The sequence below is a fragment of the Lapillicoccus sp. genome (genome assembly GCF_039935575.1).
In the GTDB taxonomy this organism is placed as follows: domain Bacteria; phylum Actinomycetota; class Actinomycetes; order Actinomycetales; family Dermatophilaceae; genus Lapillicoccus.
The window spans coordinates 56,869-70,046 of the sequence record NZ_JBDTKA010000111.1; the positions used below are offsets into that span (position 1 = coordinate 56,869).

Consider the following 13,178-nt stretch of genomic DNA (forward strand, 5'->3'; position numbering starts at 1 on the left):
CACTCAACCACCGCCGGCGGTGATGACGACGGCTTGGCGCACGGTCCGACCGCCCGCCTCAGGGCCGGCCAGCACCGTCGTCCGACCGGAGCCGAGGTCCTCGGTCACCAGCCGGTCGCCGTCATCGGCGCAGCGCGTCCCGCCGTAGGAGGCGACCCCGTCGACGACGGTGTTGAGCACGAGGCCTGCGGCAACCGGTGGCAGCGTAGCCGAGCGAACCGTCCCGTCCGGGCCGATGTCCGTCAGGCTCGTCGAGCACGCGTCGCCACCGCGCAGGACCGTGGTACCGATCGGTGAGGGCCACGCGTCGGAGAAACCGGCGCCGCCCACGGGTCGGGCGGCGGACCCGTCCAGGGGGCTGACGAACAGACGCCCGCCCGCCGACCTGCAGGCCAGCAGGACCTCGCCCCGGGACCACGAGGAGCGCGGCGTGCACCCTGATGCGCCGGCGGGCGGAGGCAGGGTGGCCACCGCGTCGGTATGCAGGTCGACGAGCTTGATCTGGTCGTCGATCGTGGACACGACGGCCGTGTCCGTGGCGCGGTCGACGGCCAGTCCGGGCGTGCCGGGGCTGCCGGCCACGGGAGGCAAGGTGAACGGGTAGGTGGCCAGGAGCCGGCCATCCCTGCTCCGGTGGTCCAGCTGGACCGCCGCGTTCGAGTCCGTCCAGAGCATGAGGTAGCCGCTGTCCGGTGTGCCCGCATACCTCATCGTCTTCCAGCCGTAGGAGACGCCCAGAGGTCGCGAGGTGCCGGCGACCAGGTCCCACTCCTGCGGTTGGGCGCCCACCGAGAGCAGGACCCGGTGCCCGTCGCGGCTGACGTCCTGGATCACGATCCCGTCGGCGGCGGTGCTGATCGGGTACCGGGTCCCGTTCGGGGCGGCGAGCAGCACCGTGGTCGTGATCCCGATGGCCGTGGCGGCGGTGGTCAGGACGGTCCACCCCGGACCGACCTGGTCCCAGGGGATCGCCGAGCGCGGCTTCTCGTCCCGGGCCAGCGCCGGCGAGGACAACGGTTCAATGGGGGCCGTCGTCTCGATCGGGGGAGGTGGCGTGGCCGCAGGGGTACGCCGGCCGATGGCCGTAGTCACGGCTGCGACCAGGGCCACGACGACCAGTGTCGCGACCAGGGTGAGCCCCCGGCGTCGATGGGTCACCGTGATCCTGGCGTCCTCGGCCAGCACGTCGGCGAACGTGCTCCGCAGGTCGGTCGCGGCGACGGACTCGGCCCAGCGGTGGAGCGCCTCGTCGACTCGTTCGAGGGTCCGATCAAGGGTGGGGTCGTGTGCAGCGCTGTCGGGTGCAGACGGCCCGGTGGTGTGGAGGGTCGCCAGGGCGCGGTGAGTCGCCGCGGTGACCGCGGACTCGCGAACCCCGAGGATGACCGCCGCCTGACGGTCGTTCCGGGCCGCCCACAGCGTCAGGACCAGGGCCTCCCGCTGCGCCCGCGGCAGGGCGATGACCCGGTCCATCGTCGTCGGTGCGGCAGTCGGTGACGGCTCGGGTCGGGATCGCCTGTCGAGGCTGTGGGATCGAGCGAGTCGACGTGACCCCGCGACGACGACGGCCTGGAGGGAGGCCAGCGCCGCACCAGGGTCGTCTCGGCCACCACCGCGCTGCAGCTGCAGGAAGGCGTCCTGGACGACCTGTTCGGCGCCGGCCCGGCTCTGGTCGGGAGGCAGGAGAAGCACCGCCAGGCGGACGAGCGAAAGTCGGTGGGCGCCATAGAGAGACGCGACGTCGGTGCCGGCGATAGAGCGGGCTCGCATCACATGACCTCCCGCCACCCCCGCCCCGTCGTCGACCGGGCTTCCCTCATCGTCGCATCCCGTTCCGGCGAGTGCCCGAGTTCGAGGAGAGCCGGCCGGTAAGGATCGGCAGGGATCAGGGGGTGATCGTCACCCAGCCGAGTGCGGTGCCGCCGTTCGCACCGGGGCCGATCAGGTCGTGGAACGCGCTCGATCCCAACGTGGTCACCACCAGAGACTGTGTGGCAGGGCTCGAACACCCCTCCACGCACAGGTATGCCTCCGCGCCGATGACGGCGCGGATGTCGGGTCCGCCATCGCGCGGCCCCTCATCGCGACGGGTCGATGACGGCGAACTGGGCAACCGTGCCGCCGTTGGCCTGTGGGCCCAGCAGCATGCCCGAAGCGCCCGTGAGCACGTTGACGAGACCGATGCCGTCGCCCCCGACGCAGCCTCCTCTGGACGTGCTGTCGCTCGCCACGAGCACGTACGCCGAGTCGTTCACCACCGCCACGGGGTCGGTCCCGGCCAGCGCGTTGCCCACTCCCTTGAGCTCGGGACCAAGCGACCGAGGGGCGGAACTCCCGATCTGGATGTCGAGCGGCCCGTAGCCGCAGGCCGGAGCCTGCACGAGCAGGACGCCGCTGCTCAGCTGCCACGCGTCGACGTAGCCGCGCTGCGCGAGGGGGCTGGCCTGGGTGAGCTGCGCCGGCGGGCCGCCGGACACGGGATACAGCCAGACGTTGCTGACGTCGGTGCCGTCGCTCCTGGAACAGTAGACGACGGCGCGCCCGTCACCCCACCATGACATCGGGAAGCAGCTGCCATAGCCACTCGGCGCCGGGAGAGAGCGCACGACGGCGCCGGTGGCGTTGCCCCAGACCGCGAGCCCCGCTTTGCCGTGCGCCACAACGAAAAGGCCGTCAGGGGTTTCGATTCCGGCGGCGCTACCGACGGGGAAGGTGAGCTGAAGGCTCCCGTCGAGGCCGCGTCGCTCCAGATGCCCTTGCAGCGAGTCGCCGCTCGTGTCGACCGAGTCGAGGAGCGCCTTCGCGGTTGGCTTCGAGTACCGGACTATGCCGGAGACCTGGGGAACCACGCGGGACGTGCCACTGGTGAGGTCCCACTCGGAGACGGCACGCGAGGCGTCGGGGGACTGGGTGAGAGCACGCCGACCGTCGGGGCTTACGTCGAGGAGCGCGACGTTGGTGGGGATCGAGGCGATGGCATACCGGGTGGCCGTCGGGCTCACGAGATAAAGCGTTCCGGTCTGGGCCGCTCGACTCGATCCCCAGACGGCTGCGACCCAGCCGGGACCGACCTGCGGCCATGGGATCGACGAACGGGGCTGTTCCTGCGCGGCAATCGGGCCCGATGCAGTCGCGCCCCTCGTGCCGTTCGGCGTCGGCTGAGCTGAGGCCGGTGGCGTACCCGTCGGGTCCGGCGAGACGGTGACGATCTGCGTGGCGACGGGTGCGGGCGTCACGTCGCCGTGCCGGCTGACCACCCCGATGCCCACGGCTGCCGCGGCGATCACGACAGCTGCGGCGGCCGCACCCATCCACGATCGCCTCGGGCCTCGACCCGCTTCCCGCGCTGATCGCTGCAGCTCGTCGAAGGAGCGGGTCAGATCGTCCTCACGCACCTCGCTGGCGCGCTGGCCGAGGGCGCCGCGCAGGCGGCGCTCCCTGTCGTCGCCCGACGTCGTCATCGCTGCTCCTCCAACAACCGCTCGAGCGCGTCCAATGCCCGGCTCGCTGTCGACTTGACGGTCCCCTCGGTGATCCCCATGGCCTCGGCGATCTGTCGCTCGCTGAGGTCGCCCCAGTAGCGCAGCACCAAGACCTCTCGCTGTCTGGGCGGCAACCGGCGCACCGCCTCGAGCGTGGCGTCACGGGACTCGCCCAGGAGCACCTCGTGGTCAGCCGCCGCCACCTCGTCCGGTGCGCTCGCTCGGGCGAGGAAGCGCCGGACGGTGCCGCGCCGGCGCAACGTACTCCGCGCTCCGTTGACCACGGACACCCGCAGGTATGCCAGTGCCGCACCGGGGTCGTCCAGCCGGCCGGACCGCCGGTGCAGTCCGACGAAGGCGTCCTGGACCACGTCCTCCGCGAGGGAGAGCTCGTCGACCAGCAGCACCGCGAGGCGCACGAGCGAAAGCCGGTGGGCGGCATACAAGGTGGCCAGGTCCACACCCGTGCGAGGCGCCGCGTCCACCGTTGTCCTCCCGCCGGTTGCCAACTGGGTGTGCGCCGCGCCGCTCTGCGTGGCGTGGAGGGCCCTCATGCCTTCAAGACGCATGGACGCTACCGAGGTTGCCTCCGATGTCCCTGAACATCTCCCGGCGCGGGCAGCGGTCGAGGTTCAGCGGTCGCGCAGCCTGATGTCTCCCGAACCGGTCTGGCCGACGAACGGGCGTCATGGCGTTATGAGGTGAGCCGCCGCTCTCCTGCTGATTCAGCTCGCACGACGTATCGTCGGTCAATGGCGATTCGCGCGGGGAGCAAGGTCTCCTGGAACACGTCGCAGGGCACCACACACGGCAAGGCCGTCGAACGGCGCACGTCGGAGTTCACCTTCGACGAGCAGAAGTTCAATGCCAGCGAGGACGATCCGTACTGGATCGTCGAGTCCGCGAAGACCGGCGCCCAGGCGGCGCACAAGGCGTCCTCGCTGACCCCGTCCTGACTTCCTCGACCACACCGGCGGCGTCGATGGTCAGCCGTTGATGTCGGGTGCGGCGAGGCGTGCGGCGTCGGCTGCCTCGTCGTCGGGCATCGTCTGGGAGATCCGCTCGGCCTCGACCCGCCTCGACCAGTGCTCGACCTCGTTGTCCATCATCGCGGCGTCCCAGCCCAGGATCGGGGCGACGATCTCGGCGGCCGGCCGGGCCGCTCCCACCGCCCGGTCCCAGGTTTCGATCGAGAGCCGCGTGCGTCGCGCCAGGATGTCGTCGAGGTGGAGCGCGCCCTCGTGCGACGCGGCGTACGAGATCTCCGCGCGCAGGTAGTCCTCCCCACCGGGGAGCGGCTCGCCGAGCGAGGGGTCGCCCGCGACGAGGTCGAGGATCTCGGTGATGAGGATGCCGTGCCGCATCAGCATCTTCTCGATCCGTTCGACGTGCAGCCCGGACTCCTTGGCGAGCGCGGCGCGTCGGTTCCACATCGCGTGGTACCCGACTGCGCCGACCAGAGGGATGTCCTGCGTGGTGGACTCAGGGATATCACCGCCGAGGGTGCGCGCGGTCTCGTCGATCGCGTCCTTGGCCATGATCCGGTATGTCGTGTACTTGCCGCCGGCGACGACGACCAGACCCGGCGTGGGGTGGGCGACGACGTGCTCCCGGGACAGCTTGGAGGTCTGCTCGCTCTCCCCCGCGAGCAGCGGCCGCAGACCGGCATACACGCCCTCGACGTCGGCCTGGGTGAGCCGCGTCGTCAGGAACTCGTTGACGTGGTCGAGGAGGTAGGCGATGTCTGCGGACGTCGCCGCAGGGTGCGCCTTGTCGAGACTCCACTCGGTATCGGTTGTCCCGATGATCCAGTGCCGGCCCCACGGGATGACGAACAGGACCGACGTCTCCGTGCGCAGGATGATCCCCGAGGTCGAGTGGATCCGGTCACGGGGGACGACGAGGTGGATGCCCTTGGACGCCCGCACGTGGAACTGGCCGCGCTCGCCGACCATCGCCTGTGTCTCGTCGGTCCAGACGCCGGTCGCGTTGACGACCTGGCGCGCGTGGACGTCGAACTCGCGGCCGGTGAGCTTGTCGAGGGCCTGGATCCCGGTGACGCGTTCGCCCTGCCGCACGAACCCCACTGCCGCAACGCGGGATGCGACATGGGCGCCGTAGGTGGCCGCAGTGCGGGCCAGCTCCATGGTGTGGCGGGCGTCGTCGACCTTGGCGTCGTAGTACTGGACCGCTCCGGTCAGCGCGGACTTCTTCAGGGCGGGGGCGATGCGCAGCGTCTGTCGCCGGGTCAGGTGCTTGTGCCACGGGAGCCCGGCGGAGTTGCCGGACCCACGCGCCATCGAGTCGTACATCGTCAGGCCCGCCTCGACGTAGGGCCGCTCCCAGCCGAGGTGCGTCAAGGGGTAGAGGAACGGCACCGGACGCACGAGGTGCGGCGCGAGCCGGGTGAGCATCAGCCCCCGTTCCTGCAGCGCCTCGTGGACGAGACGGAAGTCAAGCATCTCGAGGTAGCGCAGTCCCCCGTGCACGAGCTTGCTCGACCGGCTGGAGGTGCCGGACGCGAAGTCGCGGGCCTCGACCAGCCCGGTGGTCAGGCCCCTGGTCACGGCGTCGAGGGCGCAGCCGGTGCCGACGACCCCACCGCCCACGACCAGGACGTCGAGCTCGCCACCGTCGGCGAGGCGTTCGATCGCGGCGCGGCGCGAGTCGACAGACAGGGCAACGGGATTCACTGGACCTCCACCCAGTCGAAGGTACGTTCGACAGCCTTGCGCCAGCCGGCGTACGCGCTCTCGCGCCGGTCCTCGCTCCACGTCGGCGTCCAGCGCTTGTCCTCGCGCCAGTTGGCGCGCAGCTCGTCCGTGCTGCTCCAGAACCCGGTCGCCAGGCCGGCCGCGTATGCCGCGCCGAGGGCGGTCGTCTCGCTCACCTCGGGACGGCTGACCTCGACACCGAGGACGTCGGCCTGGATCTGCATGCACAGGTCGTTGGCGGTGACGCCTCCGTCGACCTTGAGGACGCTCAGGTCGAGCGCGCTCGCCGCTCCAGCGCTGTCCTCGACCATCGCGTCGGCGACGTCGCGGGTCTGGAAACAGATCGACTCCAGCGTCGCGCGGGCGATGTGGGCTGCGGTGTTGTAGCGGGACAGCCCGAGGATGGCTCCACGGGCGTCGGCCCGCCAGTAGGGCGCGAACAGGCCGGAGAACGCGGGCACGAGGTAGACGCCGCCGGTGTCCTCGACCTGACGGGCGAGGCTCTCGACGTCCGCCGCGCTGCGGATCAGCCCCAGCTGGTCGCGCAGCCACTGGACCGCGGAGCCGGTGACCGCGATCGAGCCCTCGAGCGCATACACCGGCTCGGCGCTGCCGAGCTGGTAGGCCACGGTCGTCAGCAGGCCGTGCTGCGAGCGGACCAGCTCCTCACCGGTGTTGAGCAGCATGAAGTTGCCCGTCCCGTAGGTGTTCTTGGCCTCGCCGGGGGCGAAGCAGACCTGCCCGACCGTCGCGGCGTGCTGGTCGCCCAGTGCCCCGGCGATCGGGATCTCGCCACCCCAGGACTCGCGGGGCACCGTGTTGCCGTAGAGGTCGGGGTCACTCGACGGCCTGATCTCGGGGAGCATCGCGCGCGGGACCCCGAAGAAGCCGAGCAGCTCGTCGTCCCAGTCGAGGGTCTCGAGGTCCATCAGCATGGTGCGGCTGGCGTTGGTCACGTCGGTGACGTGTCGGCCCCCGCGAGGGCCACCGGTGAGGTTCCAGACGACCCAGCTGTCGGTGGTTCCGAACAGCGCGTCACCGGCCTCGGCTGACTGCCGAAGCCCGTCGACGTTCTCCAGCAGCCACTGCAGCTTGCCGCCGGAGAAGTAGGGCGCGGGGACGAGCCCGGCTCGATGCCGGATGACGTCGCCGCGCCCGTCGGCGTCGAGAGCCTTGGCGATGGAGTCGGTACGCGTGTCCTGCCAGACGATCGCGTTGTGCAGGGGACGGCCGTTATGCCGGTCCCAGACCACCGTGGTCTCGCGCTGGTTCGTGATCCCGATGCTGTCGAGGTCGTCGCCGCTCAGGTGCAGCTGCGACAGCCCCGAGCCGATCACCGTCTCGGTCCGCTCCCAGATCTCGACGGGGTCGTGCTCGACCCAGCCGGCCCGGGGGAGGATCTGCTGGTGCTCGAGCTGATGTCGGCCGACCTCTCGCCCGTCGTGGTCGAACACCATGAAACGGGTACTCGTCGTGCCCTGGTCGACTGCTCCGACGAAGTCCGCCATGGGCCCAAGATTGGCATACCTCGCAGTGAGGCCGTACCGGGCGTGTGCCTCGCAGGTGCAAGAGTGGAGCGTGCCCGACGACCTCCCACCCCGCACGCCCCGGTCACGACGGTCGCGGCACCGCCCCCGCTCGATCCGGGTGGCGGGCGGCGGTCTGGGAGCCGGCACGCGACGGGTCGTCCAGGCGACCGAGCCGCCGACCGACTCGATCCCGGTATGGACGCAGCCCGACGGTGTCGAGCTCACAACCGGACGTGCGGTGGTCGACCTGGCGACGCGTACCGGTGTCGCGCTGATGGCCACCGGTTCGTCCGCCGCCGAAGTGGTCAGCGACGTCCTGCGCCTCACCGCGGCATACGGGCTGCAGTCGGTGCACGTCGACGTGACGTTCAGCTCGCTGACCGTGTCCTACAACCGTGGCCCGCTGGCCGACCCGCTCACGGTGACGCGGGTCGTGCCAGGGACGAGCCAGGACTTCACCAGGCTCGCGCGGATCCGGGTGCTGGTCTGCGACATCGAGCGTGACTCTCTCGAGATCTCCGACGCGCGAGAACGCCTCGACGCCGTCATCCGGGCCCCGCACCCCTACCGGCGGTGGGTCGTCGTCTCCGCAGTCGCCGTCATGGCGGCCGGGGTCGCCGTCAACGTGGGCGGCGGGGTCTTCATCGTCCTGGTCAGCATGCTGAGTGCGGCCGTCGTGTCTCGGCTGTTGACCCGGCTCGCTCGCGCCGATGTGCCACCGTTCTTCGCACAGGCCCTGGGAGCGGCGATCCCGGCGCTGTTCGCGACGGCTGTGGGGCTGTCGCAGCAGTGGGTCTACATCGCCGGTCTGCTCCCTTCCCTCGTGGTCGCCTCGGGGATCGTCGTCCTGCTCGCCGGGTTGTCCGTGGTGGCTGCCGCGCAGGACGCGATCGAGGGCTTCTACGTCACCGCGGCGGCCCGGGTGTTCCAGGTGCTGCTGCTCACGCTGGGCATCGTCGTCGGGATCACCGTCGTGCTCGCCGTGGCCACCCGGTTGGGCATCGTCCTCGCGATCGACTCGTCGCCCTCCTACGTCCCGTTGGCCACCCAGCTGGTCGCGGTCGCCGTGATCGCAGCCGGCTTCGCCGTCTCCTCCTACGTCGGGCCTCGGAGCATGGTGCTGGCCGCTGCGGCGGCCATCGCCGGCTGGGTGGTCAACCAGGTCCTGGTCGCCACGGGGAGCTCGCCGTCGTTCTCCGCGGCGGTGGCGGCACTCGTGATCGGGTTCGTCATCCAGCTCATGGCGCGACGCCTCAACGTGTCGGCGCTCGCCTCGACGACGGCAAGCATCGTGCCGTTGCTGCCTGGACGTGCGACCTACGAGGGCATCTACCAGATCGTCTCCGGACCCGCCGGCTCCGGTCTCTACCAGGGACTCGGCACGCTGCTCGGCGCCGCAGGGATCGGGATCGGGCTGGCGGCAGGCGTGACCTTGGGGACGTACCTGGCGGGGTTGCTGCCCGGGCAGCCGGCGGAGTGATGAGGCCGGAACCGTGCATGACGGCCGGAAGTCGGCGTTCCCGCGGATATAGGGCCCGGGTTGCCGACTTTCGGCCGTAACGCGGTGGCAGCTCGTTGTCCACACCCCACCACGCCGTGGTCCCACGATCCACAGCACCGTCGGTAGCGCCGCCCCGCCCCGCCCCGTCAGCGTCACGATCGAGTGCATGGACCGACGACTCGTGCAGCTGATGGCGGCACATGGTGGTGCCCTCGGGGCGGCCCAGGCCTTCGCGGCGGGGGCGTCGTGCGAGGACATCGAGTCGTGGTGTCGGAGCGGCGGCCTGACGCGGGTGCGTCGCGGCGCCTACGTCGACACCAGCCGGTATGCCTGCGCCCACCCGGATGAGCAGTACCGGCTGCGCGTGATGGCCGTGTTGCTGAGCCGAGGCGGCCTTGACCCTGCCGGTCACCACGCCGCCCTCGCCCTGCATCGGCTCCCGCTGTGGCTCGTCGACCTCGACCGGATCGACGTGATGGCGCGCGTCTCCAAGCAGTCGGGCCGCGCGGGGGTCGTCGTCCACCCGAGTCGCGACGCTCCGTCCGACGACGTCGAGGCGGTGCGGGCGGTGACGGTCGCGTGCGCGCTCGTGCAGACGGCGGCGTCCAGCGGTGTCGAGGCGGGGGTCGTAGCCGCTGATGCAGCGCTGGCGCGACGCCTGTGTTCGCCAGACGACCTGGCAGCCCAGCTCGCGGCCACGCCGGTGGTTCGGGCCCACCGGCGCGCCCGTCAGATGACCGAGCTGGTCGACCCGCGCAGCGAGTCGGTGGGGGAGACCAGGACGCGACTGCTGCTGGTGTCAGCCGGGATGCCCGTCCGCAGCCAGGTGAAGGTGGTCGATCGGGGGGCGGTGCTGGCCAGGGTGGATCTGCTCGTCGGCGAGCGCGTCGTGGTGGAGTTCGACGGAGCGGTCAAGTATGCCGACGACCGCACCGGCCGGGTCCTGTTCGACGAGAAGCGTCGCGAGGACCGACTACGCGAGCTGGGCTTCGAGGTGGTCAGGGTGACCTGGGCGGACCTGGCCTACCCCGAACGGCTGCTGCAGCGGGTTCGGGTGGCATTGGTGAGGGTCGGCTGCCGGGTCGGCTGAGGCATACCCGCCGACTGTGGGGTGACCGGTTCGCCCCCGCCGGCTACCGCTTTCCGGTCGAAAGTCGGCAATCCGGCGTCTATAGGAGCCGGTTAGCCGACTGTTGGCCGGGTCGCGCAGGTGACTCACGGCGTCCATGACGCTCGGCGACCCTGGCGACCCTGGCTACGCTGGCTCACATGGCCACGGGTGAGCTGTGGGAAGCGTCTGCGTCGGCCGACTACGCCAAGATCGCCGTCGACCGGTTGACGTTCTTCTCCGACGCGGTCGTCGCGATCGCCATGACGCTGCTGGCCATCGACCTTGCCGTCCCCGAGACCAGCACCCGCCCGGACTTCGTGGCGTTCGTCCAGGGCCACCTCGGCAGCTATCTGGCGTTCCTCATCAGCTTCGTGGTCATCGCGAGCGTCTGGCGCAACCACCACCGGGTGTTCCGCTACATCACGGACGCACCGCCGGCCTTGGTCGGCGTCACGCTGCTCTGGCTGTTCACGATCGTCCTCGTGCCCTTCGCCACCCGGTTGCTGTATGCCGGCGACAGCACCTCCGCGAGCAGCGACTTCCCGTTCCGGTTCGGCATCTACGCGCTGGTGATGGTCGCCTCATCGTCGGCGTTCGTCTGCTCAGAGGTCATCGTGCAGCGGGCCGGCATCGTGGCCGAGGAGGCGCCTACGGACCTGTTCGACAGCGGGATGACCCGCAGCGCCGTCCTGATCACCACGTTCCTCCTCTCGATCCCGCTCTGCTTTCTCGTCGGGGTCTACGCGTTCATCCTGTGGGGCGCCTTGCCGATCACCACCCGGGTAGGTATCGCCATCCAGCACCGTCGGCGGCGCTGATGCGGATCGACCTGCACACCCACTCTCGGGCGAGCGACGGCACGCAGACACCCGCCCAAGTGGTCGCGGCTGCGGCCGACGCCGGCCTCGACGTGGTCGCCCTCACCGACCACGACACGACGTCGGGGTGGGTCGAGGCCGCCGACGCGGCGGCGAGCCTCGGGGTCGGGCTCGTCCGCGGGGTGGAGATCTCCTGTGCGCATCGGGGTGCGTCGGTCCATCTGCTCGGCTACCTCGTCGACCCCGCCCATCCCGGGCTGGTGGCGGAGTTCGCTCGGGCGCGGGAGTCGAGAGTCACCCGGTTGGCCGCGATGGTGGAGCTCATGGCCGCGGACGGCATACCCATCTCGTACGAGCAGGTACGTGCCCAGGTGCCCGACGGGGCCACCGAGGGACGTCCGCACATTGCCGACGCGCTCGTCCAGGCAGGGGTCGTCGCCGACCGCAACGAGGCGTTCTCCCGGTACCTGGCCAACACCAGCCGGTACTACGTCCGGCATTACGCACCGGACGCGGTGGACGCGGTCCGGCTCGTGGTCGCGGCAGGTGGTGTCGCCGTCCACGCCCACCCGTTCTCCGGCACCCGCGGCCGCCGGGTGGGTGACGACCTCGTCGAGCGGATGGCCGAAGCAGGCCTGGCCGGGCTCGAGGTGGACCACCGCGACCACAGTCCGGAAGCGCGCGCGCGGGCTCGCGCTCTGGCCGGTCGCCTGGGGCTGGTCACGACGGGGTCCAGCGACTACCACGGGGCCGGCAAGGACAACCGGCTCGGTGAGAACCTCACCAGCCCGGAGGTGTTGGCCGCCATCGAAGAGAGGTCGAGCGGCCTGACTCCGGTGCTGCACTGAGGGACGGTCGACCGACAGCCCGTATGCCTGTGGACAACCGGGTCGGTCGTGTCGGTCCCCGCGGATAGGTTGCCGGGATGACGACGACGGTAGACAGTGAGCAGGGGGTGTTCGCGGGCCTGCCGACGCCGCTCTACCGGGCCTCGCCGAGCCGGTTGAGCACCTGGGAGACCTGCCCACGGCAGTACCGGATGAAGTATCTCGACCGACCCACACCGCCGACGCGTCGACCACGGGCGCATACCTCCGTCGGGCTCGCCACCCACAACGCCCTGCGTGACTGGTGGGACCTTCCTTGCGGTGAGCGGACGCCGAGAGCCGGAGCCACCCTGCTGCGACAGGCCTGGATCGAGGTGGGATTCCGCGACATCGAGCAGAGTGCCCGGTGGCGTACGAGGGTGGCGGGTGAGGTCGAGCGCTACCTGGGTGGGGTGGACCCGGAGCGCCAACCGCTGGGCGTCGAGCGCACCGTCTCGATGAAGACCGCCGTGCTGGCGCTCAGCGGCCGGGTGGACCGGCTCGACGAGCGCGGCGGGGAGCTCGTGGTCGTCGACTACAAGACCAGCCGCCGCGCGCCGAACCAGGACGACGCTCGGACCTCGCTGCCGCTCGCGATGTATGCCGCCTCGGCGTGGACGATGTTCCGGCGCAGGTGCGTTCGCGTCGAGCTCCATCACATACCCACCGGCACGGTCGCGGGACACACGCATACGGGAGAGTCCCTCAGGCGTCAGCTCGGGTATGCCGACTCGATCGCCGGTGACACCCGCGCGGCGGACCGCGACTTCGCGCTCGTGGGGGTGGAGTCCACCTGGTTCGCACCCCGTCCGTCACCGCTGTGCATGTGGTGCGACTACCGTGCTGCCTGTCCGGAAGGACAGCGCGTCGGGCCGGAGAAGTCCTCCTGGGCCGCGCTCGAGATCGACGAACCAGGGTCCGACCCAGCCGGGCTCTACGAGGGGGATGGGGATGGCCAGGGCCGCAGCAGGGCCGCGCTCGGCGTGGGTGCTCGCCGTGGCGAACCAGAAGGGCGGAGTGGCCAAGACGACCTCGGTGGCCAGCCTGGGGGCGGCGTTCGCTGAGTCCGGCAAGCGGGTCCTGCTGGTGGACCTCGACGCGCAGGCGTGCCTCACGTTCTCCCTCGGCGTCGACCCGGACGCCGTCGAGACATCGGT

12 protein-coding genes are annotated in these 13,178 nt (G+C 70.8%); 7 read left to right on the plus strand and 5 right to left on the minus strand.

Features of this window, described 5'->3' with window-relative positions; all coding sequences use genetic code 11:
• Nucleotides 1–3: 3 nt before the first annotated feature.
• The 3 genes from ABI385_RS13440 to ABI385_RS13450 form a co-directional block, all read right to left on the minus strand.
• Complete coding sequence (locus ABI385_RS13440; RefSeq protein WP_348104256.1) at nt 4–1,770, minus strand: hypothetical protein; 1,767 nt, start codon at nt 1,768–1,770, stop codon at nt 4–6.
• 308 nt (nt 1,771–2,078) lie between these two features.
• Nucleotides 2,079–3,461: a hypothetical protein gene (locus ABI385_RS13445; RefSeq protein WP_348104257.1), complete on the minus strand. Its 1,383-nt coding sequence runs from the start codon at nt 3,459–3,461 to the stop codon at nt 2,079–2,081.
• A complete protein-coding gene (locus ABI385_RS13450; RefSeq protein WP_348104258.1) occupies nt 3,458–3,967 on the minus strand; it encodes a SigE family RNA polymerase sigma factor in 510 nt (169 codons plus the stop codon). The genes ABI385_RS13445 and ABI385_RS13450 overlap by 4 nt, the downstream gene beginning before the upstream one ends.
• A gap of 267 nt (nt 3,968–4,234) precedes the next feature.
• Between ABI385_RS13450 and ABI385_RS13455 the strand changes: the two genes are divergently transcribed.
• Nucleotides 4,235–4,438 (plus strand): DUF2945 domain-containing protein, encoded by a 204-nt coding sequence (locus ABI385_RS13455; RefSeq protein WP_348104259.1) that lies wholly within the window; start codon nt 4,235–4,237, stop codon nt 4,436–4,438.
• Between the two features lie 30 nt (nt 4,439–4,468).
• Here the strand turns inward: ABI385_RS13455 and ABI385_RS13460 are convergent, their stop codons facing one another.
• Together ABI385_RS13460 and glpK are read right to left on the minus strand one after the other, a co-directional pair.
• A complete protein-coding gene (locus tag ABI385_RS13460; RefSeq protein WP_348104260.1) occupies nt 4,469–6,175 on the minus strand; it encodes a glycerol-3-phosphate dehydrogenase/oxidase in 1,707 nt (568 codons plus the stop codon).
• Nucleotides 6,172–7,704, minus strand: coding sequence for a glycerol kinase GlpK (gene glpK, locus ABI385_RS13465; protein WP_348104261.1), 1,533 nt, complete (start codon nt 7,702–7,704; stop codon nt 6,172–6,174). The genes ABI385_RS13460 and glpK overlap by 4 nt, the downstream gene beginning before the upstream one ends.
• Nucleotides 7,705–7,774: 70 nt before the next feature.
• Here glpK and ABI385_RS13470 point away from each other — a divergent pair, with 70 nt between their 5' ends.
• The 6 genes from ABI385_RS13470 to ABI385_RS13495 form a co-directional block, all read left to right on the plus strand.
• Nucleotides 7,775–9,205 (plus strand): threonine/serine exporter family protein, encoded by a 1,431-nt coding sequence (locus ABI385_RS13470; protein WP_348104262.1) that lies wholly within the window; start codon nt 7,775–7,777, stop codon nt 9,203–9,205.
• Nucleotides 9,206–9,392: 187 nt separating this feature from the next.
• Nucleotides 9,393–10,316, plus strand: a complete 924-nt coding sequence (locus ABI385_RS13475) for a type IV toxin-antitoxin system AbiEi family antitoxin domain-containing protein (protein WP_348104263.1) — start codon at nt 9,393–9,395, stop codon at nt 10,314–10,316.
• 179 nt (nt 10,317–10,495) lie between these two features.
• On the plus strand, nt 10,496–11,155 hold the full coding sequence (locus ABI385_RS13480) for a TMEM175 family protein (RefSeq protein ID WP_348104264.1): 660 nt from the start codon (nt 10,496–10,498) through the stop codon (nt 11,153–11,155).
• Nucleotides 11,155–12,003, plus strand: a complete 849-nt coding sequence (locus tag ABI385_RS13485; RefSeq protein ID WP_348104265.1) for a PHP domain-containing protein — start codon at nt 11,155–11,157, stop codon at nt 12,001–12,003. The genes ABI385_RS13480 and ABI385_RS13485 overlap by 1 nt, the downstream gene beginning before the upstream one ends.
• 77 nt (nt 12,004–12,080) lie before the next feature.
• Nucleotides 12,081–13,085 carry a PD-(D/E)XK nuclease family protein gene (locus ABI385_RS13490; protein WP_348104266.1) on the plus strand — a complete coding sequence of 335 codons (1,005 nt, stop codon included), beginning with the start codon at nt 12,081–12,083 and terminating at the stop codon, nt 13,083–13,085.
• On the plus strand, nt 13,057–13,178 hold a 122-nt coding region (locus tag ABI385_RS13495), incomplete at its 3' end, for an AAA family ATPase (RefSeq protein WP_407068277.1). The genes ABI385_RS13490 and ABI385_RS13495, both read left to right, overlap by 29 nt.

What these genes read in the sequence shown, in the direction of transcription:
- ABI385_RS13485 (WP_348104265.1), top strand. Translation starts at nt 11,155, where the DNA reads ATGCGGATCGACCTGCACACCCACTCTCGGGCGAGCGACGGCACGCAG.
- ABI385_RS13475 (WP_348104263.1), top strand. Translation starts at nt 9,393, where the DNA reads ATGGACCGACGACTCGTGCAGCTGATGGCGGCACATGGTGGTGCCCTC.
- ABI385_RS13440 (WP_348104256.1), bottom strand. Translation starts at nt 1,770, where the DNA reads ATGCGAGCCCGCTCTATCGCCGGCACCGACGTCGCGTCTCTCTATGGC.
- ABI385_RS13480 (WP_348104264.1), top strand. Translation starts at nt 10,496, where the DNA reads ATGGCCACGGGTGAGCTGTGGGAAGCGTCTGCGTCGGCCGACTACGCC.
- ABI385_RS13455 (WP_348104259.1), top strand. Translation starts at nt 4,235, where the DNA reads ATGGCGATTCGCGCGGGGAGCAAGGTCTCCTGGAACACGTCGCAGGGC.
- ABI385_RS13445 (WP_348104257.1), bottom strand. Translation starts at nt 3,461, where the DNA reads ATGACGACGTCGGGCGACGACAGGGAGCGCCGCCTGCGCGGCGCCCTC.
- ABI385_RS13490 (WP_348104266.1), top strand. Translation starts at nt 12,081, where the DNA reads ATGACGACGACGGTAGACAGTGAGCAGGGGGTGTTCGCGGGCCTGCCG.
- glpK (WP_348104261.1), bottom strand. Translation starts at nt 7,704, where the DNA reads ATGGCGGACTTCGTCGGAGCAGTCGACCAGGGCACGACGAGTACCCGT.